The following is a 23920-nucleotide window of genomic DNA, read 5'->3' as shown; positions in this document are numbered from 1 at the left end:
AGACCAATGGCTTTCGAACTTCCCGATCTCCCGTACGACTACGAGGCTCTCCAGCCCTACATGTCGAAGGAGACGCTTGAGTATCACCATGACAAGCACCACAAGGCCTATGTCGACAATGGCAACAAGCTTGCGGCAGAAGCCGGCATGGGTGATCTCTCCGTCGAGGAAGTGGTCAGGCAGTCGTTCGGCAAGAACCAGGGCCTCTTCAACAACGCCGCCCAGCACTACAACCACATCCATTTCTGGAAATGGATGAAAAAGGGCGGCGGCGGCAACAAGCTTCCGGCCGCGCTTCAGAAGGCGATCGACAGCGATCTCGGCGGTTATGACAAATTCCGTGCCGATTTCATCAATGCCGGCACCACGCAGTTCGGCTCGGGCTGGGCCTGGGTTTCCGTCAAGGACGGCAAGCTGGAAATCACCAAGACCCCGAATGGCGAGAACCCGCTGGTTCATGGCGCTTCGCCGATCCTCGGTGTCGACGTTTGGGAGCACTCCTACTACATCGACTATCGCAACGCCCGCCCGAAATACCTCGAAGCCTTCGTGGACAGCCTCATCAACTGGGACCATGTGCTCGAATTGTACGAGAAGGCCGGCGCCTGATCCATCCAGCGCAAAGCCCCGGCCGGTCCGGGGCTTTTCTTTTCGGGCTTCACGATCGTCTCACGCAAGCGTGAGGCGAAATCTTTCACGTTTCGGGGCAGCTTAGAGCCCATCCTCCGATTCCCTCGGAATAGCCACGTTTCTTCAACAGATACGGAGCCACGCATGAGAAAGCTTCTACTCGCCATCTCCATCCTCGCCCTTGCCGGTACCGCGGCATCTGCCGACCCGCTTGCCGACCGGAAAGCGCTGATGAAGGAGCGGGGCAAGCTGACCGGCGATCTTTCCAAGGTGGTGAAGGGGCAGGAGCCTTTCGACGCCGCGTCGGTGCTCAGGACGCTGGAAGCGATGAAGGACAATGCCGGAAAATTCGATATCGGGGCACTTTACCCCGAAGGTTCGAATACAGGTGACACGAGCGCTGCCCCCGCGATCTGGGACAATCCGGACGGCTTCAGGGACGCGGAAAAGAAATTCGAGGATGCGGTCGGCGCAGCACTGGCGGATGCCCCGGCAGACCTCGATGCGCTCAAGGCGAAGTTTGGCGCGATCGGTGCGAGCTGTGGCGCCTGCCACGAAAACTTCCGCATCCACAAGGGCTGATTGCCGCCCATGTCCAGAGTTGGCAAGGTCGGCGCCATTTTCGGCTTGGTGATTGCAGCGGGCTCGGCGGCAGGCTGGTTCCTCTCCGCGCCGCAACGGCCCGATCAGCGGATCATGACGACGGCGGAGCCGGGAAATGCAGAGCGCGGGCTGCGCATTTTCCACGCCGGCGGCTGCGCCTCCTGCCATGCTGCCAAGGGGGCTGAGGGCGAGGCCCGCTTTCAGCTTGCAGGTGGCGTGGAGCTGAGGACGCCGTTCGGAACCTTCGTTGCGCCCAACATTTCGCAGGACGCCAGCGATGGCATCGGCAACTGGACGCTCGACGATTTCGCCGCAGCGATGCTGAAGGGCGTTTCACCGGACGGCCGGCACTACTATCCCGCTTTTCCCTACACCTCCTATGCGCGCATGAAGCCGCAGGACATCGCCGATCTGTTTGCCTTCATGCAGACGCTGCCGGCTGTCGCGGGGCAGACAGCCGGGCATGACCTGGCGTTTCCGTTCAATGTCCGCCGGGGCATCGGCCTCTGGAAATTGCTCTATATGAGCGACAGGCCCGTGGTGGAAATCGCCGATGCATCCGACAAGGTGCTGGCAGGGCGGTATCTGGTGGAAGGGCCGGGCCATTGCGGCGAATGCCATACGCCGCGCGATTTTGCCGGCGGGCCTGATACCGGCAGGTGGCTGGCGGGCGCGGTCGCGGCGGAGGGCGACGGTGTGGTGCCCAATATCACTGCCGGCGAGGGCGGTATCGCCGACTGGTCCGAGGCGGACATCGCCGGCTATCTCGAAACCGGCTTCACGCCCGATTTCGATTCCGTCGGCGGTTCGATGGCCGAGGTGCAGAGGAACATGGCCGAACTGACCTCTGAAGACCGCGAAGCGATCGCAGCCTATCTCAAGGCCATACCGGCGCATCCGAATGGCTATCCGGCACGCCGTCCCTGACGATGGCGCATTCTAAAGCGTGTTGCCCGAAACCGGGAAGCAGCTTCGGGCGACATGCGTAAAACAGGTGCTTAAAGCGTAAGGAGCGAATCTGGAAGATCGCGACGCACTTTAAGAAACCAGTGTGACCCCGGCCTTGCCGGTGACCTTCAGTGCAAAGGCATAGGTATAGGCAATCTCCTCCAGCCGGGAAAAGCGGCCGGAGGCTCCGGCGTGGCCCGAATCCATGTTGATCTTGAACAGGACCGGATTGCCGCCGCTCTTCCTTTCGCGCAGCCGCGCGACCCATTTGGCAGGCTCCCAGTAGGTGACACGCGGATCGGTGAGACCGGCGAGCGCAAGGATCGGAGGGTAGTTCAGCGCGCCCACATTGTCATAGGGCGAATAGGCGGCAATCGTCCTGTAGTCCTCTTCCGAGGCGATGGGATTGCCCCATTCCGGCCATTCGGGCGGGGTGAGGGGCAAGGATGCGTCCAGCATCGTGTTGAGCACATCGACGAAGGGCACCTCGGCGATGATAGCGCCGAAAGCGTCGGGAGCCATGTTGGCGATGGCGCCCATCAGCATGCCGCCGGCAGAGCCGCCTTGTGCAACGATGCGGTCGTGCGACGTGTAACCTTCGCTGACAAGGTGTTTCGCGACTGCGATGAAATCCTTGAAGCTATTCTGCTTTTGCGCCCGCTTGCCGTCTTCGTACCAGGAGTAGCCCTTGTCCTTGCCGCCCCGCACATGCGCGATGGCGTAGACGAAGCCACGATCCACCAGCGACAGGCAGTTCGTGTTGAAGGAGGCGGGTATGGTGATTCCATAGGAACCGTACCCGTAGAGCAGACAGGGGGCCGATCCGTCGAGTGGCGTGTCGTGGCGGTAGACCAGCGAGACGGGTACCGTCTCGCCATCCTGCGCCGTCGCCATCAGGCGTCGGGTAACATAGGCATCCGGATCATGGCCGGAAGGCACTTCCTGCGTCTTGAGCAGGGTGCGCTCGCGCGTGCCCATATCATAGTCGAACACCTGCGCCGGAGTGGTCATGGACGAATAGGAAAAGCGCAGCACATCCGTATCGTATTCGTAGGAACCTGCCATGCCGAGCGAATAGGCTTCCTCATCGAAAGCGATGGCATGTTCTTCGCCGGTAGCGCGCTCCCGAACTATGATGCGCGGCAACCCCTCGAAGCGTTCGAGGCGCACGAGATAATCCCTGAAACCCATGACCGACAGGATGAGCCGTCCGGGTTGATGCGGGACCAGTTCCTTCCAGTTTTCGCGCCGGGGATCGGTTGCCGGTGCGGTCATGATCCTGAAGTCTTTCGCGCCGCCTTCATTGGTCAGGATGAAGAATATGTCGCCGCCTTCCTCCAGCTCGTATTGCAGGCCGGTCTCTCGTGGCGCAACGAGCCTCGGCCCGGCGAAGGGATCGTCAGCAGGCAGGATGAGATATTCCGACGTCTCATGGTCGCTGATGCTGATCATGATCCAGTCGTTGCGGCGGGTGCCGCCAACGCTCATGAAAAAGCCGGGATCGGTTTCCTCGTAAATCAGGCGGTCATTCGCAACATCGTCTCCGAGGTTGTGGAACATCACTTTCGATGGACGGTGGTTGTCATCCAGCAGCGTGTAGAAGAAACCGCGATTGTCGCTGGTCCATGTGCCGCTGCCTCCGGTGCTCTCGACCCGGTCCGGCAGTTCTGTTCCGGTGGCGATGTCCCGGACACGCAGGGTGTAAAATTCGGAACCTTTGTCGTCGTACGCCCACAACAGGCGCCTGTGATCGGACGAATGATCGAGGCCGCCGAGCTGGAAATAAGCCTTGCCTTCCGCTTCACGGTCGCCGTCGAGCAGGATTTCCTCGTCGGTACTGCCTTCCAGCGCCTTGCGGAAATAGCGGGGATGCTGGCCGCCGAGCCTGTACGAGGAACCGTAGGCATAAGGCCCGTCCCTCATGGGTACGGAGGAGTCGTCTTCCCTGATTCGTCCTTTCATCTCGGAGAACAGGATTTTCCGCAGCTCGGCCGTGTCGGCCATGAGCCTTTCCTGATAGGAGTTCTCTGCTTCCAGATGCGCCCTTATGGCCGGGTCGAGCGTGGACGGGTCGCGGAACACTTCCTGCCAGTTCTCGGCCCGCATCCATGCGTATTCGTCGGTGCGGGTGACGCCGTGCCGCGTGTCGGATCGGGGGTGCCGTTGCGCGTGCGGAGGCTGTACCAGTTCAAAAGGCATAGTCGTCGTCATCTTGTGATTTCCGTTTCTTTCACAAGTGAATGACCACGACATGCATCCGGGTTCAAGTCCCGTCCGGTCCGTGATCGCAAATAGTATAGTTCTCTTGTTGGAAAGGCAGTTGAGGCGGCAACTCGGTCAACGGGAGTTTGAAGTTGTGTATTAATAATTGAGTACTTCAGATGTAAAAAACATTGATGATTACCGGAATGACGGAAAGAGACGATTGACTTGACAGTGATCTGGGATCATGAAGTTCGCGCAGGCCGAATCGCAGTCGAGGTCTGCGACCTCAGAATCCGCAGATGCCCGTGAAATTACCATTGGCATCGTCATCACGTCTCTCGTTGGGATTTCACTGTTATGGACACTGCCGAAACGCCTCCGAAAAATATCGACACGCTGATCGAACTTACAGCCGATGTCGTGGCAGCCTATGTGAGCAACAATCCGGTGCCGGCTTCCGAATTGCCGAACCTGATTGCAGACATCCATGCCGCACTCGGCCGGGTTGGGGGCAGTGTCTCCCCTGAACCGCAGCCGGTCGACAAGCAGAAGCCTGCGGTTAGTCCAAAGAAATCCGTGCATGACGACTACATCGTCTGTCTTGAGGACGGCAAAAAGTTCAAGTCGCTCAAGCGCCATCTCATGACCCATTACGGGCTGACGCCCGAGCAGTATCGTGAAAAATGGGGCCTTGACGCCAACTACCCCATGGTTGCGCCGAGCTATGCCGCCGCCCGTTCCCAGTTGGCAAAGAAAATGGGTCTGGGCCGTAAGCGCAAGGGCCGCTGAACGGAGTTCCGGATCGGTCGCAAGAAGACAGAACGGCACCTCGGGGTGCCGTTTTTCGTTCGTCGAAATCAGGAGCAACCGGCATTCTGCTGATGCCGTTTCGCTGCCTCACCTGTCGGGCTTGGCAGCATCTGCGCGATGCCGGACGCCCTGTCTGGCCCGCAAAACCCTATCCGTTCATTTCCCGCAGCCTGTCGCGGGCTTGCTTGAGCGCGATATGGCGGTTCAGAGCTCCAGTGTCTTCGGAGCCCCTTGAGGCGCTCACGTTCGAGCAGGCGTCCGACACGCTCGATAAGCCTCAGTTTTTCCTGCTTCCCGGCAGTCATTACATCTTCGAGATCGAGCCCGCACAGCAGACTCAAAGCCACGCGCTGGCCCGCTTCGGCTGCCTTCTCCTGCCTATATCTTGCAAATCTGCCGGCATCCCGCTGAAGCGATCGCATGTGTCGTCTCCCTGAAACAAGGCGTCTACTTTCGACCTGTGAGCGGGGACGGGGAGTAAAATGTCTGAATTTTTATATTTGAAAGATAAAAATCATTAAATATCAACGTGTTGGTAGAATTTAACGGGGTAAGCTGTTCGTTGTTTGTTCACATTCTGCCCGGGGTCCCTTATAAGGAAGATATTCCTATCCTGGAGGAAGTTTCGTGCAGGCAAATCTCTCTCTTATCCCCGACGATCCCGTACATCTGGCCATGGAGACGGGAGCAGACGACTGTTCCACCCATGTGCTTCCCAAACGCAAGGATGAGATCGCGCTGGAGGTGTGCGAATGCCTGATCGACATTGCCTCCGCTCTGTTTGCACTCTCGTCCAGGGAATTGCGAAAGGCGGGCCGTACATCCCAGCCCGTATCGCGTGTGCGCCAGATCGCCATGTATGTCGCTCATGTGACCCTGCGCCTGACCATGAGCGACGTGGGCCGCGGCTTCGGGCGTGACCGCACAACGGTGGTGCATGCCTGCCAGACCATCGAGGACCTGCGCGACGATCCGGAGTTCGACCGGGTCGTGCATATGTTCGAGCAGATCGCCTCCGCCGCATTCCGTAACCGCCTGGGGTTTTGAAAGATGCCGGGGCCTTTTCGCGAATTGCCTGTTCGCCTCCTTGCCTTTCTGGTCAAAGGACCGGGGCGCATGGGGCAGGCCGCCCGGAGCGGGAAACTGCTGATCGAGGCAGACGACAGAGGTGCCGTTTCGGTCGAAAACGAGATGCTTCAATGGCTCGTTTCCGAAGGGACGGTGACGATTTGCGGTGATGAGATTTCCCTGTCGCGGACGGGGTTTGAGGTCGCGCGCGATCTTGCCGCCGCCCGGTCCTCCAAAAATGGGGGGCGTGAAATCGGTGTGATCTCCCCCGGCACCGGCACCGGCACCGGCACTGGCACTGGCGGGGAGGCCCGGCCAATTCTGGTGAACCTGTCGGAGTCGCCGCTCGCGCAACTGGCAAGATTGCGCACAAAGACTGGACAATCATTCCTTGCCGCGCGTGAGTTCGAGGCAGGGGAACGGCTGCGCGCAGACTACACGCGCGGCCAGATCATGCCGCGTCTCGGTGCCAACTGGATAGCCAGCGTTGCATCCGGAAAGCGCTCCGGTGCCGGCGGCACGGCAGAATTGACGGAGGCGGCGCTTGCCGCGCGGTTGCGGGTTGAAAAGGCAATAGCGGCTGTGGGTCCCGAGCTTTCGGGTGTGCTGATCGATGTGTGCTGCTTTCTGAAAGGCATGGAGACGGTCGAGATGGAGCGCGCGTGGCCCGTCAGGTCAGGCAAGGTCGTGCTCAAGACCGGGCTGTCCGCGTTGGCCCGTCACTACTGGCCGAATGCAGCATCGGACGAAAACAAGCCGGCACGCATGCTGCATTGGGGTGTGCAGGATTACAGGCCAAGCATGCACGGGTCGTAGGCAATGGAACTCAAACGGCCTGACGCGCCCTGTCCGCATCCGTGCGGATGCGCCCGACCATCGAGCGTAACCCGTTGGAACGTTGCGGGGTGAGGTGTTCGTCCAGACCGAGCTTTCGCAACGTGCCCTCAGCGTCGATGTCGAGGATTTCGCTTGCCCTTCGGCCTGAGTACAATGCCAGCAGGATAGCAACGAGTCCACGCACGATATGCGCATCGGAGTCGCCGCAGAACGTGATGACGGGATCGGAGCCGTCGTCATAGCTTGTGGTCAGCCATACCTGACTGACGCAACCCGGCACCTTGTTTCCCGGCGTGCGTTCGCTTTCCGGGAATTCGGGAAGCGCTTCCCCGAGCTCGATGACATAGCGATACCGCTCTTCCCAGTCGTCCAGCAGGGAGAAGTCCTCGATTATGCTTTGAATAGTCGTCGCCATACGGCTGGATATAGTGCCGGGGAAGGGCCGCGTCACGGGAAAAAAACCGGAAGGGTTCGTGGCGTTCCATACCCGTCAGAATGTTCAGTCTTTTGGTTGAATGCTGCCGGTCGTGACCGGCTCTTCCTGGGACGGCGCGGTTCTGGCCGGCGCATCCTCGATCATGGTCACGGCCATACGCGCCGCAATCTTCGCACGTTCAGTCACGGTGTGGAGGGCGGAAGCACCGGTTTCGCAGACATCCGGCTGACGCTCGCACATGCCCGCTATGTCGCCCACAGCGTCACGCGCCGCCAGAAGCGCCTGAATGGGATTGACGCTTTCACGGCCATTTCCGTCAGGCCCGACATCGAAGGGCAGCGCCAACAGCACCAATGAGAACCAGAACGCAAACCTGATCAGGAAACCCATATCCGTCTTCTTTCCAGAGTCGCTTGCTCCACGACGCCATCCTTACCCGGATCCCACCAAGGGCCGATTTCCACCAAGACAGGAATTTTATTAAAATTTTAAACACTTGCTGTCCGCTCTTCTTTGGCATTCGAGAGCTGAACGAAGGCTGAATTCCGGGCCGGTTGCCCGCCTATCCATTTGATTCGTCGTTAAAAGGTCTGCTTGCATCCGGTTGCGGACATCGCCTTCAGATTGTGCTTTCGACTAACCCGACATTTACCATGGGCTGAATTGACACCCGCGATAAGCGGCTTTGCGGAAAAAACGACACCGAAAGGGCTCGTGCGCGCCCTGCTTTATCCATTCCTTAAAGGCTGGGTGCGACTTTCAGGCTCAATCAGAAACGATCTGCGAGGCAGGTCTGTACGAGGCGTTGAGTTGAGTTCGATTGCGGCAAGATACGTTGGATTGCCTGACGCGATTGCGACGGGCTGCGAGCGTCTCGTGCATGGCCGCGTGACCGGAAAAGAAGCACGCGCCCGGCATGCCCGCTTCATCGGTGTCATGCTCGCCGTGCCGTTCCTTGCTGCCGGAAGCGCCGTCATGCTCGTGACTGCCAGCCTTGGCGCATCGGCGACGCTGGCGACCATTCTTGCCATCTTCGGAATCTGCTGGCTGGCTACCCTTCTGGTTTCGGCCACCGGTCGCGATGTGGGAGCCGGCGCGGCAGCTCTTGCCATCTCGGGACTGGCCATCGGTGCTCTTGTGGCGTTTTCAGGTGGGCTTGCATCGCCCGTCGCGTTGCTCCTGGTCGCACCTGCCGTGGAAGCGTTCTGGGTCAGCCGGTCGCGGCGCTGGGCGCTGGCAGGAGCCGTGGCGGCGATTGCCGGCGCTGCCATGCAATTCCTGCCCGTAGGGATAGCCTTGCCCGCCTATGTGGAGCCGGCACCCTGGCATTGGCTTCTGCCGCTGGCATGGGGCGCTACGCTCGTTCCTCGCTGGACCAAGCTCCGGTATGGCGATACCGCAAACACCGAAAGGCCGGTGGATCTCGATGTCGAGGGGCTGACGAACGCTGTCATGCTGCGCCTGAACCGGCAGGGCGAGGTGCTTGACGCAGGCGAACGCACACAGGCTGTGCTGGGTCTTCCGGCTCATCTTCTGCTCGGCAACGCTCTCTTCGACCGTATCCACATCGCCGACCGCATCGGCTATCTCAATGCGCTTGCCGACATGCGCGACGGCGCGGTTTGCGCTCATGTGGAAATGCGCGTCCGGCTGCCGAAGGCGGCAGGCGCAACCTCAAGCAGCCACAAGCAATGCATGCTCGAACTGGCCCGAGGCGACGAGGAGGGCAAAGCGTTCTTCGCCCTGCTGCGCGACAATTCGGAGATCGCCGGGCTGCGGCAGGCGCTTTGCGAGGCGCAGGAGAGCGCTGCGAGTGCGGAGGTGACGAAGAGCCGCTTCCTTGCGGCCGTAAGCCATGAGTTGCGCACGCCGCTCAATGCCATCATCGGCTTTTCCGACATGCTGCTGCATGAGATGTTCGGGCCGTTCAACGATCCGCGCCAAAAGGAATATGTCGCTCTTGTGCGCGAATCTGGCCAGCACCTGCTTGAGGTCGTGACGTCGATCCTCGACGTGTCTCGCATCGAGGCGGGTGCATACCGCACCAATCCGGAACCGTTCCGCTTCGTGGAGGCTGCCGAGATGTGCCGTTCCATGATGCAGTTGCAGGCTGAAACCAAAAAGATCAGGCTGGAACTGCGGGTGGCTGCCGATACGGGTGAAGTGAATGCCGACCGCCGCGCCATCCAGCAGATTCTGATCAACCTTGCTTCCAATGCCATCAAGTTCACGCCTGAAGGCGGCGAGGTGGCGATCGGTGCGCAACGGGTGGGTTCGCGACTGCATTTCTGGGTGAGCGATACGGGGATCGGCATTGCCGAAGACGATCTTGCGCAGATCGGCCAGCCATTCGTGCAGGTTCAGAACGATTACACCCGCGGATTCGAGGGGGCAGGGCTTGGCCTGTCGCTGGTCAAGGGGCTGGTGAGCCTGCACGAAGGCACCATGTCCATCGACAGCATGCCGGGTGAAGGCACGACGGTCTCGGTGAGCATTCCGGTCGATGGACCGAAGGCAGACAAGGACAGGCTGGTGGTGCTGGCGGATGCGACGCCGGCAGGCAGGAAGAATGGGGAAGTGCATGGCCCGCTCCGCAAAACGGCCTAAGGCCAGGAAGCAGACGAGCCGGCCGGGCGCGATGCAGCGGGGAGCGGCTGCGGTCGGCGAGGTGGTCTCCCGCAATCCGGTCCTCGTCGGCGGCTCGACGGCATTCCTCGTGACGCTGTTCTATGTGTCGGCGAACGCGCTCTGGTATCAGCCATATCCGCATTCAGGCGCTTTCTTCGCCACCAGAAGCATGCAGGATTTCCCCGTATCCGAACCGGTCGAACCGGAGACCACGATCAACATCGTTCGCCCCGACCCGGCGGTGCGGCCGGAAGCGCCCAAAGGCGACCCGGTGGTGCGGCAGGTGCAGTCGATCCTGCGCGATCTTGGTTTCTATACGGCCGAGCCCGACGGTCTGACGGGACCGAATACCCGCGACGCGATCGCCGCCTATCAGCGCAAGGTCGGGCTGGCGCCGACCGGTTCGGTCGACGATGCGCTGCTCGATCATCTGGGTGCTGCGCCCGTAACGGCGGTGCCCGTGCCTGCCTATCGCACCGACATGACCGGATCCGTGAAGCCGGGCGCGGAGCCGGCTTCCGCAGCCAACCAGATCGTGAAGATACAGGCCGGCCTCAGAGCCTTTGGAAACGCCGACATTCAGCTGGACGGCATAGCGGGCGCGCGAACCAGGGCTGCGATCCGGGAGTTCCAGTCGATTTTCGGTCTGGCGGTGACCGGAGAGCCGGACGCCGCCGTCTACATCAAGATGCGCGAAGTTGGCCTGACCGACTAGAGTCGTTCTCCTTTTCTCCAGATCGCAAACGCTGTCACCTGTTATCGCGACGCAGTTCCGAACGCATAGACGCTCCGGCATCTCGCCAAGCCGGTGGCCGGCTGATATGCAGCGGCATGGCTGACCAACCCGTATTTGCGATCTGATATGCGCGTCACCACCGATTTGTGGGCTTCCGCGCTGGTGCGCCGTGTGTTCGCTTCCGGCGGGTTCGCCGCGATTCTCAAACGCGGTTCCGGCGAGGCAGGGGCCGCTTTCGTTCTCGTCCGGGACAGGTTTGGCGATGTGGCGCTGTACGGGCCGGCACCGCAGACAAGCTATGAGACTGCCCGGCCGGATGAGCGCCTGTTCGTACGGATCGGGGATGGGGAAACCGCCGAGAATCTGGAGGCCCGGATCGAACGGGAGAAGCGATTCGACCCCGATATATGGGTGGTGGAGATCGAGACCGGCTCGCTGCCTGTCGAAGATCTGGTGACGGTGAAAGGCTGAAATTCAGCCTGCCTTGAGCGTCTGTGCGGCAGCAGGAGACGTGACGGCGCCTTTTGCCCACGATGCGACTTTCGCGGCGGCGGTTTTCGGATTGAGGCTGCGATATCGCACGATGAACAGCCGTACGCTGCCGATGTCCGGGAACGAGCCCGGCAGCGCGGCGCTGACAATCAGGAACGCTTCGGCTTCTTTCAGATCGAGCGCCCGCAACGCAGTAAGGAGCGGAACATGGTCGTTTGATGAAGCGATGCTGCGCGCAGCGTCGAACCCGATATTGAGGGCATCGGCAAGGGCGGTATGGAAAAAGGCGGCGTTGGTGTCGAGCGCAGCATTGAGCAGCCTGCCGAAGCCTTGTGGCGTCGCCGGTGCAATGGAGAAGGACAGGTGAGGACCATCGGCCATCATCGACCTGAGCTGGTCGCGTGTCCTTTCAGCGGCCTTGCCTTGCGACGAAGCCGCTTCTTTCTTCGGTAAAGAATCGGGACGGTCAAGCGCACGCACAAGGCTGACGATCGTGGGATGCAGGCTCTTGCGGCGGGCAATGGCGCGCGCATGCGGCAATCCATGACGCCCGATGAGCGCGATAAGCTCTACATCGGAGAGCGCGCGCGAGCGGATCAGCAGCGGAGCCGCGATTTCGACGGGCTCATCTGCGAGGCGTTTCAAAAGGCCGGGCGGCACGCTTTCGGACTCAGAAAGCGCTGCGGCTGCAAAACGCCGGGCTTCCGGTGAAACCTCATCGAACAAGGGCAGGGTGAGGTCGTCCAGCTGTGTAATTTCCCGGCGCGACGGGCGGGTCAGCGCGCAATAGGCGGATATGGCGGCGCGGAACAGTCGCTCGGCCTTGCCGGCTCCAGCCCTGATCGCGATTTGCCGGAAATCCGAGGATGACACCAAGATACGCCTTGAACGACTCGCGATGAAGCACGCAGGCCAACAGCGGCATGCGCAACAGAACAACATTCAAATTAGCCGCGATCCGTTAGCGCTCCGTTAACCCTCAAGGCGCCTTATTCATAAATGGAGGCGTTGCGTTGTGCTCCGGTTGAACCGAGAGGAATGCGCGAAATGGGTATAGTCCTGTCTTTCACGCCGCAAAGCGCGGCCACGAAGAAACCTTCGAGAACTGGTGGAACCTCGGCGGTGGTGATCTTCCCCGGCGTTCGTTACGAACGGGCGGAAGCCGGCGGCGTTGCGCCGCAGGTAAAGGCCCCCCGGCTGCAGGTGGAACTTCCGCCATTGCCGAAGCACTGACGCGCGCAGCTACAGTTCCTTCAGCTCGCAGGTGCTTTGCCGGAGAAATTGCGAAACCTCGGGGCGCCAGCTTTCGTCGGGAACGAAGGCGCGCAGCACGACGATGCCTTCCCCGATCGGCGTTTCAACGAAGACTGAGCCGTCGAGATCGTCCGGCAGTTGCCGCCGCACCTCGAGCATCTGGGCAGGGGTAAGGGCCACGGCATCCAGCGTTGCGTTGGTCGCGCTGTGATCGTTGAAGCTGTAGATGTTGTGGCCGTTGCGGTCGTAGATCGAGACCGACCAGAATGGAACCTTTCCCGGAGCCTTCACCTGGACCATGCCTTCGCCGAGGTCGAAACGGCAGGCAACCGCCAAAAACAGCGGATCGACGGATTTCACCACAGGCTGGCCACCTGTTTCAGGTTCCAGCGGCGTCATGCGATACAGGTCCGAGGCCATCGAAAGCCGCGACCATGCATCGCGTTCCGACAGTTCCGGCACCATCATCAGCACCAGAATATGGACGATACCCGCACCCACGAGCCCGACCAGAACAGCATAAAGGAGACTACGCATCGCAGCCGCTCCTGACGATGCGCGGCAACTCCATGCCGGACAGGCCGGTGCTGCTGGCGATGGGCGTATCGTAGAAGGTAAGCACGAAATACATGGGCCCGCTGCCTGCCGTAAGCAACCAGTTGCCTGGAGCGGGGCGGCTGGATGCCATGATGCGTACCGAATTGTCCGCCTCTCTCAATACCTGATGCGACTGGAGGGCGGCAGGGCGGGATTTGCCTGTCGCGATGACGTCGAGCGACTGGTCCGCCGCATAGAGCGTCCAGAACCGGGCGATGGGAAGCTGGCCTTCGAGGCGGTAGACGCATTCCCTTGCCAGCGGCTTTCCCCCGGAATCGTGTTCGGCGACGAAGGCAAGCCCTTCGGCGCGCCCGAGCGCCAGTACGCCTTCGCGTGCGACGCGGGCGTTTGTATAGGGGTCCGCTTCCGGGGTGCCGATATCGGGGAAGGCGGTCCATGTGCCGATGGTGATTGCACCGGCTCCCTTCTGGATGTGCAGCGCATACCACACGCTTGCAGCACCGCCGCCAATGGCGATGGCGAGCGCGATCAGCGTCAGCACTGCTCTTTTCAGCATCGATGGCCCCGACGAATCTTCGAGGGCCAGTTATCGCGCGAGGCACAGGCATGACAAGCTGGCGGAAAGATCACAGTGAAGACACCGTCTCCGGTTCTGCATCCGGCCGGAGCGCAGGGGCCGACAGGAACTGCCTGTTCATCTGGCGCAAAAGCTGTGTGCTGCGGCTGGACAGGACAGGTGGGCGCTCTGCTGCGGCGCGGTCGGCTTCCGCCTGTGCGGCCGCTTTTGCCGCTTCCTCGGCCTTGGCTGCAACGGTCGCATCGACAAAGGGGTTGGCAATGCCGGGGATCGGCTTCAGGTCAATGTTCTGGTGGGCGTAGGCCATCAGTCGCTGCCAGACCATGGCCGGCAGCGACCCGCCGGTCATGTTGCGCGTCGGGCTGTAGTCGTCATTTCCGATCCATACGGCCGCCGTGTAGTTGCCGGTGAAGCCGACATACCACGCATCCCGGTAGGACTGGCTGGTGCCGGTCTTGCCGCCCGAGACGACGCCGGGCAGTGCGGCGCGGCGGGCGGTGCCGATAACCGGCACCTGAACCAGCATCGTGTTCATGTAGGACACGGCCTGTTCCGAAAGAACGCGGCGAGGCGGCGGTGCGTCCTTGGCGAAATCGTAGATGACGTCGCCCGTATGGGTGACGAGCTGGGTGATGCCATGGCGAGTGCCAACCATTCCGTCCTGTGGAAAGACGCTGTAGCCGGTGGCCTGATCCATGACAGTCATGCCGGAGGTGCCGAGCACCATGGTCTTGTGCGACTCCAGCGTTGATTCGACGCCCATGGCTTCGGCCAGCTCCTTGATCGGCTTGATGCCGAGATTGTCCTTGGCGAGGCGGACCGGAACGGTGTTGATCGATTTGACGAAGGCCGTGGTCAGCGTCATGCGGCCGGCGGAAGCGCCGTTGTAGTTGCCGGGATGCCAGCTGCCCCAGCTGACGGGTGCGCCCGAAACGATGGTGTCCGGCGTGAAGCCGTGCTCCACGGCAGCGGCATAGACATATGCCTTGAAGGAGGAGCCGGGCTGGCGCAGCGCTTTTGTGGCCCGGTTGAACTGGCTGGCGCCGTAGTCGCGTCCGCCCACGATGGCGCGCACCGCGCCGTTGGTTTCGATGACCACGATGGCGCCCTGCGAGGCATTATAGTCCTTGCCGTGTTGACGCAGGTGGAATTCCAGGGATTCCTCGGCTGCCTGCTGGATATTGGGATCGAAGGCGGTGTGGGCGACCAGAGAATGCTGGCGCGATCTGGCGGCCAGCCTGCGCACCTCCTCGAAAGCCCAGTCGAGATAGTAGTCGGGGCTCTTGCGGTCGCCGCGATCGACCACATCGGCCGGATGCCGGCGCGCCTGCAACACCTGGCCCTCGGTCATGAACCCGCTGTCAACGAGATTCGACAGCACCACATTGGCGCGCGCGCGCGCTGCCGGCAGGTTGACGTGCGGGGCGTATTTGCTGGGAGCCTTGAACAGGCCGGCCATCATGGCTGCTTCCGCAAGGGTGAGGTCGCGCACACTCTTGCCGAAATAGAAATCGGCCGCTGCTTCGATGCCGAATGTGCCGCCGCCCATATAGGAGCGGTCGAGATAAAGCTGCAGTATCTCCTTCTTGGACAGGTTCGCTTCCAGCCACAGCGCGAGGAAGGCTTCCTTCACCTTGCGTTCCAGCGTGCGCTCGTTGGACAGGAACAGGTTCTTGGCGAGCTGCTGGGTGAGGCTGGAACCTCCCTGAACCACAGAATTGGCGCGGACATTTTCGGTCATGGCGCGTATGAGGCCGAGAATATCGATGCCGTAGTGGTCGAAGAAGCGGCGATCCTCCGTTGCAAGAACCGCCTTGATGACGTGATCGGGCATCTGGTCCACCGGCACCGAATCGCGCTGGATGAGGCCGCGCTGCCCGATCTCGTTGCCGTAGCGGTCGAGGAAGGTGACAGCGAAATCGTCCTGGGCGCGCCAGTCTCCGGCCGTTTCCTCGAAGGCCGGCATGGCCAGCGCCAGCATGACCACCGCACCGCCTGCACCCAGCGTGAAGCCTTCGCTCAACAGCTCAACGGCACCGCGCCGCCAGCCTTTGACACGGAAACGGCGAAAGAAGATGGTCGCCGCTTCCCAGAACTCACGGAATTTGAAACCGGCCTCATAAAGAGTCGAATCGAGCCAGGCGTCGATTGCCAGCAGGAAAGCGGCGACACGACCACGTTTCTTCTTCGGCTCCAGGGAACTGACCATCTACAAGCTGCCCGGCTGCAATAAGGGCGATGGACCGCCCCGCTCACGTCTTTTCCTCCATACCGTGAAGGCCGGCAAGGGGAAACGTTCAATCGCGGTGCGTAACGGTATCGTAAGTAAAAAATCCTAGGAATTAATTCTTGACACCGTGACGCTGTCCTGATAGTGTCCGGCTATCGTCAAGAAAGTGTGACTGGCGCAGGCGAGTTTACACGAAGCGGTCGGGAGAGACCGCTCGGCGATCCATTCAATCGCAATTCTTCTTTCTCACGATTCGATGAGGCGAGGACCATGCCGGAAGTAGCGGCAGGGCAGAGTGCCCGTTTGCATGCATTGCGCATACTGGCCGAGGGTGGGCATGCGACGATCGAGCGGCTGGCGATGGCCAGCGGCAGGTCGGTTGCAGCCTTGCAGCGGCTGGCGCGAAACGAAGGCTGGAAGCTGGTCGAGGCCGGTCCGCTGGACGTATCGGCGCGGATCCGCAAGGCGGCCGGCATGGTCCTCGGCAAGGTGGAGGAACTGGGAGAGGCTGCCGAAAACGGCGGCAGCATCGACAAGGGCGCCATCGATGGACTGATCGCGATGATCCGCGGTCTGGAGAAGATCGGCGAAATCATGCGGCCGGAAGAAGCCGCCAGGGAAAACCAGATCAGGGATAATGAGGACCTTGCCGATACGCTGCAACGGATCGAGGAACGTATCGTCGAGCTTGCGGGCGAGCTCGCAACTCGAATGGCTGAAGAACAACTTGCAGCCACAGCAAGCACAGAAGGCGGCGTGTGAATGGCTGATGCGGGGGCGCGCGAACCAGCTTCAGATCGGGTGCGACCCTGTCGGCTGGCTGGTGATGGGCGGGCGCGGCTCGGGCAAGACCCGGCTCGGGGCCGAATGGGTGATCGCGCTGGCGCGGGGATTGCCGCCTTTCGCCCGCCCGGGCAACCGGCATGGACTGATCGCTCTGGTGGGCGAGACGCTGGGCGATGTGCGCGAGGTGATGATCGACGGCGCTTCGGGAATAGCCAGTGTGGCACGCGACGACCGGCCCCGCTACGAGGTGTCGCGGCGGCGGCTTCTATGGCCGAGCGGGGCGGTGGCGCAGGCATTTTCCTCCGAGGACCCCGAAAGCCTGCGCGGACCGCAGTTTGCCGCTGCGTGGTGCGATGAGCTGGCCAAGTGGAAGAATGCCGAGGCGACCTACGACATGCTTCAGTTCGGCCTTCGGCTGGGAGAACGACCGCGCCAGCTCATCACCACCACGCCGCGTCCGACGCCATTGATGAAGCGGCTGCTGGCCGATCCGTCCGTCATGCTGACGAAGCTCGGTACTCATGAGAACCGGGCAAATCTTGCACCGGGTTTCATCGAGGCGATCGAGCGGCGTTATGCGGGCACGCGGCTGGGCCGGCAGGAACTCGGCGGCGAGCTGATCGAGGACCGCGAGGACGCGCTGTGGTCGCGCTCCATGCTGGAGCAGGCCATGGCGAGTGCGAATGGCATGGAGCTGCAGCGCATCGTGGTGGCGGTCGATCCGCCGGCGAGCTCGCGCCGCACCTCGGATGCGTGCGGCATCGTCGCGGCGGGGCTGGATGCGCAGGGCTTTGCGATTGTGCTGGCCGACGAGACGGTAAGGGCGGCAAAGCCGCAGCAATGGGCTGCGAAAGCGATTGCCCTGTTTCACCGGCTTCAGGCCGATTGCCTTGTGGTGGAGGTCAATCAGGGTGGCGAGATGGCGACTGCCGTGTTGCACACTGTCGACCCCTCCGTGCCGGTGAAACCGGTGCGGGCGAGCCGTGGAAAATGGCTGCGGGCCGAACCGGTGGCGGCACTTTACCAGCAGGGCAGGGTGCGCCATGCGGCGCGCTTTTCCGAGCTGGAAGATGAAATGTGCGATTTCGGCCCGGACGGCTTGCCCGGAGGCCGCTCGCCCGACCGCATGGATGCGCTGGTGTGGGCGATCACCGAACTGACATCGGGCAGGGGGTCTGCCCCGCGCATCCGCGATCTTCTTTAACCGACAGGATTTGCAATGGCTTGGAAATGGCCCTGGCCCCGAAATGCGGGGAATGGCGGTGCGCGTCTCGAAACCAAGGACTCTGCGGGCTCTGGCTTCATCGCCTTTCATGCCCAGGGCGAGGCGAGCTGGACGCGCCGCGACTATGCGACGCTTGCCCGCGAGGGTTTCATGCGCAACCCGATCGTGCACCGGGCAGTGCGGCTGATCGCCGAATCGGCGGCGAGCATCCCCTGGCTGCTCTATGAAGGAAACAGTGAGATCGAGGCGCATCCGCTGCTCGATCTGTTGGAGCGGCCGAACCAGCGGCAGGCCGGCGCGACATTTCTGGAGGCGCTCTACGGACACTTGCTGCTGGCCGGAAACGCCTATGTCGAGTTGATCGAGGCCGGTGTGGAGGCGCGCGAACTGCATCTGCTGCGCCCCGACCGTGTGACCGTTGTAACGGACTCTGCCGGCTGGCCGGCTGCTCTGGATCATCGTGAAGGAAGCGCAAGACGGCGGGTCGCGCTCCACGCCGGCGGAGCTGTGCATCTGACGCTGTTTCATCCGCTGGAGGACCATTACGGTTTTCCGCCGCTGGAGGCGGCGCTCATGGCGCTCGACACGCACAACGCCGCAGGGCGCTGGAACAAGGCGCTGCTCGACAATTCCGCCCGGCCATCCGGGGCGCTGGTCTATGCGCCGAAAGAGGGTGGCAACCTGACCGACGAACAGTTCGACCGGCTGAAGGCCGAACTGGAGCAGGGCTATTCGGGTGCCACCCGCGCCGGGAGGCCGCTTCTGCTGGAAGGCGGGCTCGACTGGAAAGCGATGGGGTTGACGCCGCGCGATATGGACTTTGTCGAGGCCAAGCATTCTGCCAGTCGCGATATCGCGCTGGCCTTTGGTGTGCCGCCCATGCTGCTCGGCATTCCGGGCGACAACACTTACGCGAATTATCAGGAAGCGAACCGGGCCTTCTACCGGCTGACGGTGCTGCCGCTGGTGGCGCGTACCGCCAGAGACCTGTCGGCCTGGCTAAGGCCGGTTTTCGGCGAGAACCTGCGGCTTTGGTACGATGCGGATCGCGTCGACGGGTTGACCAGCGACCGCGATGCGCTGTGGGCGCGGCTCGAAGCGGCCTCCTTCCTGACAGATGACGAGAAACGCGAGGCGGTGGGCTATCAGCCACGCCGCGCAGGCGAAGGAGACCTGTCATGACCGACATGTCGCAGGGAAGCTGGTTGTGGGCTGCCAAGGGTGTTGGCGCCATCGCGGGATCGGCGGCATCGCTTGTTTACATCCTGCCGCAGGGCCGGCGTGAGGCGGCATCGCGCTTCGTCGTGGGCGTGATGTGCGGCGTCGTTTTCGGCGGGACGGCTGGCCTGAAGGTCGCGACTGACCTCGGCATCGAGGAGCGGATTGGCTCTTCCGAGATGGTGCTGATGGGCTCGGCGCTGGCCAGCCTGTGCGCCTGGTGGGCGCTGGGCTTCGTGCTGAAGTTTCTTGGACAGTGTCGGCCCGACCGCCCGCGCGCAGGCAGTGACGAGGGGAACGGCAATGAAAGCTGAGCCTGTGTTACCCGGTTTCGAACGGAAGTTCGCAGATCTTGTGGTCGACGAGGTGGAAGCAAGCGGTGCTTTCGCCGGTTATGCCAGCGTGTTTGGCGTCGTTGATCTTGGCAAGGATGTGGTGGAGCCGGGCGCATTCGCGAAATCGCTGCGCCGCCGAAAGGCTTCCGGCATTCGCATGCTCTACCAGCATGACGCGGCGCAGCCGATCGGCGTGTGGACCGAAATCCGGGAGGACAGGCGTGGCCTGTTCGTGCGGGGCCGGCTCACGCTCGGCGTGCAGCGCGCCGCCGAGGTGCTGGCGCTGCTGCGCAGCGGCGCGCTCGACGGCCTCTCCATCGGCTTCAAGGCAGTGCGCACACGACGCGACACGGCCGGCGGCATCCGCCACATCGTCGAGGCCGACCTGTGGGAAATCTCGGTGGTGACCTTTCCCATGCAACCGTCGGCGCGCGTTGAAACCGTCAAGGCAAGACGCCGCAAGCAGTCAGCCGACGATGAAACAGGTGTGCGTCAGCTCACCAGGGCGATCCGCCACGCAATCAGCATCATCAACCCGAAAGGACGTTCTCTATGAATGCATCGCAGCCTGCCCAGCCGCTTGAGACCAAGTCGATGAGCGGCGACCATCTGGACCTGAAGGACGCCTTCGGCGAGTTCATGTCCACCTTCGAGGCTTTCAGGGAAAGCAACGACGAGAAGCTTGCCGAAATGGAGCGTCGGATGGGCGCCGACGTGCTGACCACCGAGAAGGTGGACCGCATCTCTCGCGCGCTCGATGAGCAGAAGCGGGCCATCGACCAGCTGACCCTGAAGCGGGCGCGCCCGATTCTGGATCGTGAACAGGCGGTGCTGCCTTCCGAGCACAAGCAAGCCTTCGACGCCTATATGCGCAGCGGCGACGACCGCCACCTGCGCGCGCTCGACACCAAGGCCATGTCCTATGGGTCGGGGCAGGATGGCGGCTATCTGGTGCCGCCCGAAACGGAAGCGGAGATCGGCAAGCGCCTCGCCGCGATGTCGCCGATCCGCTCTATCGCCTCGGTTCGGCAGGTGTCTTCCGCCGTGCTGAAGAAGCCGTTCGCGGTGAACGGCCCGGCTGTCGGCTGGGTGGCCGAGACGGCGGCGCGCCCGCAGACCAATACGGCGACGCTGGCAGAGCTGCAGTTCCCGACCATGGAGCTTTACGCCATGCCTGCGGCGACCGCGACGCTGCTGGAGGACTCCATCGTCGATCTCGACCAGTGGATATCCGCCGAGGTGGAGGCCGCCTTTGCCGAGCAGGAAGGGGCGGCCTTCGTGTCCGGCGATGGCATCAACAAGCCCAAGGGCTTTCTCGACTACACCAAGGTTGCCGAGACCTCCTGGGCGTGGGGCTCCATCGGCTATACGCTGACCGGCGTGGCCGGGGCTTTCGCGGCCAACGACGAATCCGACATCCTGATCGATACCGTCTATGCGCTCAAGGCGGGCTATCGCCAGAACGCGCACTGGGTGATGAACCGCAAGACGCAGGCGGCGATCCGCAAGCTGAAGGACGGCGACGGCAACTACATCTGGCAGCCGCCGGCCGGCCCCGGCCAGAACGCCATGCTGATGGGATTCCCGCTGGTGGAAGCCGAGGACATGCCTGACATCGGCTCCGGCACCACGCCGATCGCGTTCGGCGATTTCGGGCGCGGCTATCTCGTGGTCGACCGGGCGGGTGTGCGCGTGCTGCGCGATCCCTATTCCGCCAAGCCCTATGTGCTGTTCTACACGACCAAGCGCGTGGGCGGCGGGGTGCAGGACTTCGACGCCATCAAGCTGATCAAGTTCGGCACGGCCTGATCGCGGTCTTCGCTGCGCAAGCCTGCCACTGCGGTCCCGGTTTCCTCCCCCCGGGGCCGCTTTCTTTTTGTCTCCATCACAGGGCGATTGCATGACGCTGATCAGAACCGTGGAGCCTTCCGCCGAGCCGGTGACGCTGGCGGAGGCGAAGGCGCATCTGCGCATCGACCATTCCAGCGAGGACGACCTGCTTGCGGGCCTTATCCGCGCCGCGCGCGCGGAGGTGGAGCGGGCGACCGGCCTTGCTCTCATCGAGCAGAGCTGGCGGCTTCTACTGGATGCATGGCCGCGCAATGGGGCGGTGACAATCGCGCTGCACCCTGTGCGAACGATCCTTTCCGTTACCGCTTACGGACCGGATGGCGAGGCTTCGCTGGTCAATCCGGCCAGCTATCAGGCCGATACCGTATCGCGGCCGTCGCGCATCCGGTTTGGCGATGCACCGCCGGCTTTGCGCACGATGAACGGCATCGAGATCGATTTTACCGCGGGCTTCGGCGAGGCGGGAACCGACGTGCCCGACCTTTTGCGCCGGGCGATGCTGCTTCTCGTGGCGCATTGGTACGAATTCCGCACGGCGTTCGGGCCGCGAGACCAGCCGGTGGGCTATCCGGCCGGATACGACCGGCTGATCGCACCCTTCCGGACGAGGAGGCTTTGAATGCTGGCCTCCTTCCTCAATCCCGGTGCGCTGCGCACCGAACTGGCGCTCGAAAAGGCCGAGGCCGTGCCGGACGGCATGGGCGGATTTTCCGAACAATGGCATGAAGTCGCGACCGTTTTCGCGCGCATCGAACCGCTGGCCGCGCAAAGCCGCTTCGGGGCCGACACCATGCTGGAAACGGTGACGCACCGCATCGCCTTGCGCAAGCGCGCCGGCATCGAAGGCGGCATGCGTTTCCGGCGTGGCGGGCGCCTATTCGAGATCGTGACGGTGCACGATCCGGACGAGAGCGGCCGATATCTGGTGTGCCGGGTTCAGGAGGGCGGCAAATGAAAGTGAGCATTGCCCTGACGCTTGACGGGCTGGTGCGCGCGCTGCGCTGGAAAGCCCATGAACTGGCCGAGCAGGTCGAGCTTCGACGGTCCGAGCCGCGCCATGCCGAACAGGCGAGGGAGGAACGCGATGACCGCAGCCTCCGCTGATCTGCAGAAAGCGATGTTCGAAGCGCTGGAGGGCGATGCGCCGCTTGCCGCTCTGCTGGGCGGCGCGCGCATCTTCGACCGCGTGCCGACAGACGCGGCATTTCCCTATGTCACCTTCGGCCGGGTGAGTGTGTTCGACTGGAGCACGTCGACCGAGAGCGGGCTCGAACATCTTGTCACGCTGCATGTCTGGTCGAAGGCGAAGGGCAAGAAGGAAGCATTCGCCATTCTCGACGCGGTGCGCAGGGTGCTGGAGGCGCCGCTGGCGCTCGACAGCCAGCATCTGGTCAATTTTCGCTTCGAGTTCGCTGAGGTGAGCTTCGATGACGACATTTCCGTTCATCACGGCCTGCTGCGGCTGCGCGCCGTGACCGAAAGTGCGGACTGACCTTTCCATTCCATGGCAATGAGGGAGACCGATATGGTCGCACAGAAGGGCAAGGACCTTCTTCTCAAGATCGATTCCGACGGACAGGGGACGTTTGTCACCGTAGCCGGGCTGCGCACCAAGCGCATCGCGTTCAACAGCGAGACGGTGGACGTGACCGACGCGGACTCGACCGGCCGCTGGCGCGAGCTTCTGGCCGGCAGCGGCGTGCAGCGCGCGGCCGTCAGCGGATCCGGCATCTTCAAGGATGCGCAGTCCGACGCGCTGATGCGCCAGCATTTCTTTGCCGGCGACATCGTCGGCTGGCAGCTTGCCGTACCGGATTTCGGCGTTGTTTCCGGGCCGTTCCAGATCACCTCTCTCGAATATACGGGCGCGCATGACGGCGAGGTCACGTTCGAGATGGCGCTGGAATCGGCAGGGCCGATCAGCTTCGCGGTGACGCCATGAACGCCAATCGCAGGCGCGGCGAGATCGCCGCCGAACTGGACGGCAGGCCATTCCGGCTTTGTCTGACGCTGGGCGCGCTGGCCGAACTGGAAGCCGCGTTCGCCGCCGACGACCTTGGCAAGCTGGTGGAGCGGTTTTCAAGCGGCAAGCTTTCGGCGCTCGACATGATGCGCATCATCGGTGCGGGCCTGCGAGGGGCCGGCGAAGCGATGAGCGACGAAGATGTCGGGCGTATGAGCGTTGAAGGCGGCGTTGCGGGTTTTGCGGCCATCGTCAGCGACCTGCTGACGACGACGTTCGGCGGCGCTGCGGGCGGAGATACAGCGCCGCGCCCTTGAGGGCCGCAGCGGGCACCCCGGCTTTTCCCTGGGACGAGGTGATGGCGACAGGGTTCGGCCTGCTGCGGCTTTCCCCCAAAAATTTCTGGGCGATGACGCCGATCGAGTTCGAGCGCGCGGCGCGGCCGTTTTCGCGGCGCCGGCAGACCGCACCGGCACGAGCCGAACTGACGGAACTGATGCGTGCATTTCCCGATCGATAGAAAAGGAGGC

At 62.5% G+C, this 23920-nt stretch carries 30 protein-coding genes; 23 read left to right on the top strand and 7 right to left on the bottom strand.

The window, feature by feature from the left end; translation table 11 throughout:
- Positions 1–6: 6 nt before the first annotated feature.
- The 3 genes from DES43_RS05465 (at position 7) to DES43_RS05455 (ending at position 2160) form a co-directional block, all read left to right on the top strand.
- Positions 7–609 (top strand): superoxide dismutase, encoded by a 603-nt coding sequence (locus DES43_RS05465; protein ID WP_035023066.1) that lies wholly within the window; start codon positions 7–9, stop codon positions 607–609.
- A 165-nt stretch (positions 610–774) separates the two neighbouring features.
- The gene (locus tag DES43_RS05460) at positions 775–1212 is read left to right on the top strand and encodes a c-type cytochrome (protein ID WP_035023061.1); all 438 of its coding nucleotides are present in this window, start codon (positions 775–777) and stop codon (positions 1210–1212) included.
- Positions 1213–1221: 9 nt separating this feature from the next.
- Positions 1222–2160 (top strand): cytochrome c, encoded by a 939-nt coding sequence (locus tag DES43_RS05455; protein ID WP_035023058.1) that lies wholly within the window; start codon positions 1222–1224, stop codon positions 2158–2160.
- A 111-nt stretch (positions 2161–2271) separates the two neighbouring features.
- Here DES43_RS05455 and DES43_RS05450 read toward each other — a convergent pair whose 3' ends face one another.
- Positions 2272–4392, bottom strand: coding sequence for a S9 family peptidase (locus tag DES43_RS05450; protein ID WP_035023056.1), 2121 nt, complete (start codon positions 4390–4392; stop codon positions 2272–2274).
- 351 nt (positions 4393–4743) lie between these two features.
- On the opposite strand from DES43_RS05450, the gene DES43_RS05445 reads away from it, so the two are divergent.
- From DES43_RS05445 to DES43_RS05435, 3 genes are all read left to right on the top strand, one after another.
- Complete coding sequence (locus tag DES43_RS05445; protein WP_035023054.1) at positions 4744–5175, top strand: Ros/MucR family transcriptional regulator; 432 nt, start codon at positions 4744–4746, stop codon at positions 5173–5175.
- A gap of 648 nt (positions 5176–5823) precedes the next feature.
- Positions 5824–6243, top strand: coding sequence for a helix-turn-helix domain-containing protein (locus tag DES43_RS05440; protein WP_245264628.1), 420 nt, complete (start codon positions 5824–5826; stop codon positions 6241–6243).
- Between the two features lie 69 nt (positions 6244–6312).
- Positions 6313–7080: a DUF6456 domain-containing protein gene (locus tag DES43_RS05435; protein WP_245264627.1), complete on the top strand. Its 768-nt coding sequence runs from the start codon at positions 6313–6315 to the stop codon at positions 7078–7080.
- A gap of 10 nt (positions 7081–7090) precedes the next feature.
- Here the strand turns inward: DES43_RS05435 and DES43_RS05430 are convergent, their stop codons facing one another.
- Together DES43_RS05430 and DES43_RS05425 are read right to left on the bottom strand one after the other, a co-directional pair.
- On the bottom strand, positions 7091–7516 hold the full coding sequence (locus DES43_RS05430) for a SufE family protein (protein WP_035023047.1): 426 nt from the start codon (positions 7514–7516) through the stop codon (positions 7091–7093).
- A gap of 84 nt (positions 7517–7600) precedes the next feature.
- Positions 7601–7927, bottom strand: coding sequence for a DUF5330 domain-containing protein (locus DES43_RS05425; RefSeq protein WP_035023041.1), 327 nt, complete (start codon positions 7925–7927; stop codon positions 7601–7603).
- Between the two features lie 450 nt (positions 7928–8377).
- Between DES43_RS05425 and DES43_RS05420 the strand changes: the two genes are divergently transcribed.
- The 3 genes from DES43_RS05420 to DES43_RS05410 all read left to right on the top strand — a co-directional run bounded on the left by DES43_RS05420 (position 8378) and on the right by DES43_RS05410 (position 11372).
- On the top strand, positions 8378–10144 hold the full coding sequence (locus DES43_RS05420) for a sensor histidine kinase (protein WP_245264626.1): 1767 nt from the start codon (positions 8378–8380) through the stop codon (positions 10142–10144).
- Positions 10119–10880 (top strand): peptidoglycan-binding domain-containing protein, encoded by a 762-nt coding sequence (locus tag DES43_RS05415; RefSeq protein ID WP_035023037.1) that lies wholly within the window; start codon positions 10119–10121, stop codon positions 10878–10880. Before DES43_RS05420 ends, DES43_RS05415 begins: the two co-directional genes overlap by 26 nt.
- Positions 10881–11027: 147 nt before the next feature.
- Positions 11028–11372 carry a DUF1491 family protein gene (locus DES43_RS05410; protein ID WP_035023033.1) on the top strand — a complete coding sequence of 115 codons (345 nt, stop codon included), beginning with the start codon at positions 11028–11030 and terminating at the stop codon, positions 11370–11372.
- Positions 11373–11375: 3 nt separating this feature from the next.
- Here DES43_RS05410 and DES43_RS05405 read toward each other — a convergent pair whose 3' ends face one another.
- The gene (locus DES43_RS05405; RefSeq protein ID WP_051520380.1) at positions 11376–12266 is read right to left on the bottom strand and encodes a hypothetical protein; all 891 of its coding nucleotides are present in this window, start codon (positions 12264–12266) and stop codon (positions 11376–11378) included.
- A gap of 174 nt (positions 12267–12440) precedes the next feature.
- On the opposite strand from DES43_RS05405, the gene DES43_RS05400 reads away from it, so the two are divergent.
- Positions 12441–12626: a hypothetical protein gene (locus DES43_RS05400; protein WP_133674840.1), complete on the top strand. Its 186-nt coding sequence runs from the start codon at positions 12441–12443 to the stop codon at positions 12624–12626.
- 9 nt (positions 12627–12635) lie between these two features.
- Here DES43_RS05400 and DES43_RS05395 read toward each other — a convergent pair whose 3' ends face one another.
- The 3 genes from DES43_RS05395 to DES43_RS05385 all read right to left on the bottom strand — a co-directional run bounded on the left by DES43_RS05395 (position 12636) and on the right by DES43_RS05385 (position 15991).
- Positions 12636–13184, bottom strand: coding sequence for a DUF1254 domain-containing protein (locus DES43_RS05395; RefSeq protein ID WP_035023030.1), 549 nt, complete (start codon positions 13182–13184; stop codon positions 12636–12638).
- Positions 13177–13761: a DUF1214 domain-containing protein gene (locus tag DES43_RS05390; RefSeq protein ID WP_035023026.1), complete on the bottom strand. Its 585-nt coding sequence runs from the start codon at positions 13759–13761 to the stop codon at positions 13177–13179. The genes DES43_RS05395 and DES43_RS05390 overlap by 8 nt, the downstream gene beginning before the upstream one ends.
- Positions 13762–13831: 70 nt before the next feature.
- Complete coding sequence (locus DES43_RS05385; RefSeq protein ID WP_035023021.1) at positions 13832–15991, bottom strand: transglycosylase domain-containing protein; 2160 nt, start codon at positions 15989–15991, stop codon at positions 13832–13834.
- A 291-nt stretch (positions 15992–16282) separates the two neighbouring features.
- On the opposite strand from DES43_RS05385, the gene DES43_RS05380 reads away from it, so the two are divergent.
- From DES43_RS05380 to DES43_RS05325, 13 genes are all read left to right on the top strand, one after another.
- Positions 16283–16774, top strand: coding sequence for a hypothetical protein (locus DES43_RS05380; RefSeq protein ID WP_035023015.1), 492 nt, complete (start codon positions 16283–16285; stop codon positions 16772–16774).
- Between the two features lie 7 nt (positions 16775–16781).
- Positions 16782–18002: a DNA-packaging protein gene (locus DES43_RS05375; RefSeq protein ID WP_051520358.1), complete on the top strand. Its 1221-nt coding sequence runs from the start codon at positions 16782–16784 to the stop codon at positions 18000–18002.
- A 15-nt stretch (positions 18003–18017) separates the two neighbouring features.
- Entirely contained in the window at positions 18018–19205 is a 1188-nt protein-coding gene (locus tag DES43_RS05370; RefSeq protein ID WP_035023008.1) for a phage portal protein, read from the top strand.
- Entirely contained in the window at positions 19202–19555 is a 354-nt protein-coding gene (locus DES43_RS05365; protein ID WP_051520357.1) for a DUF6107 family protein, read from the top strand. The genes DES43_RS05370 and DES43_RS05365 overlap by 4 nt, the downstream gene beginning before the upstream one ends.
- Positions 19545–20132, top strand: a complete 588-nt coding sequence (locus tag DES43_RS05360) for an HK97 family phage prohead protease (protein ID WP_051520356.1) — start codon at positions 19545–19547, stop codon at positions 20130–20132. The genes DES43_RS05365 and DES43_RS05360 overlap by 11 nt, the downstream gene beginning before the upstream one ends.
- A complete protein-coding gene (locus DES43_RS05355) occupies positions 20129–21385 on the top strand; it encodes a phage major capsid protein (protein ID WP_035023005.1) in 1257 nt (418 codons plus the stop codon). The genes DES43_RS05360 and DES43_RS05355 overlap by 4 nt, the downstream gene beginning before the upstream one ends.
- 91 nt (positions 21386–21476) lie before the next feature.
- Complete coding sequence (locus tag DES43_RS05350) at positions 21477–22046, top strand: head-tail connector protein (RefSeq protein ID WP_035023003.1); 570 nt, start codon at positions 21477–21479, stop codon at positions 22044–22046.
- Positions 22047–22382, top strand: coding sequence for a phage head closure protein (locus tag DES43_RS05345; protein ID WP_035023001.1), 336 nt, complete (start codon positions 22047–22049; stop codon positions 22380–22382).
- A complete protein-coding gene (locus tag DES43_RS22305; RefSeq protein WP_156953441.1) occupies positions 22379–22531 on the top strand; it encodes a hypothetical protein in 153 nt (50 codons plus the stop codon). Before DES43_RS05345 ends, DES43_RS22305 begins: the two co-directional genes overlap by 4 nt.
- Positions 22512–22919, top strand: a complete 408-nt coding sequence (locus tag DES43_RS05340) for a DUF3168 domain-containing protein (protein WP_035022998.1) — start codon at positions 22512–22514, stop codon at positions 22917–22919. Before DES43_RS22305 ends, DES43_RS05340 begins: the two co-directional genes overlap by 20 nt.
- A gap of 33 nt (positions 22920–22952) precedes the next feature.
- Entirely contained in the window at positions 22953–23369 is a 417-nt protein-coding gene (locus DES43_RS05335) for a phage major tail protein, TP901-1 family (protein WP_035023470.1), read from the top strand.
- Complete coding sequence (locus DES43_RS05330; RefSeq protein WP_035022996.1) at positions 23366–23707, top strand: gene transfer agent family protein; 342 nt, start codon at positions 23366–23368, stop codon at positions 23705–23707. Before DES43_RS05335 ends, DES43_RS05330 begins: the two co-directional genes overlap by 4 nt.
- The gene (locus tag DES43_RS05325) at positions 23704–23910 is read left to right on the top strand and encodes a phage tail assembly chaperone (protein ID WP_035022994.1); all 207 of its coding nucleotides are present in this window, start codon (positions 23704–23706) and stop codon (positions 23908–23910) included. The genes DES43_RS05330 and DES43_RS05325 overlap by 4 nt, the downstream gene beginning before the upstream one ends.
- The last annotated feature ends 10 nt before the right edge of the window (positions 23911–23920 follow it).

Source organism: Aquamicrobium defluvii (assembly GCF_004363725.1).
Taxonomy (GTDB): Bacteria; Pseudomonadota; Alphaproteobacteria; order Rhizobiales; family Rhizobiaceae; genus Mesorhizobium; species Mesorhizobium defluvii.
This window is presented reverse-complemented; position numbering and strand designations above follow the sequence as displayed.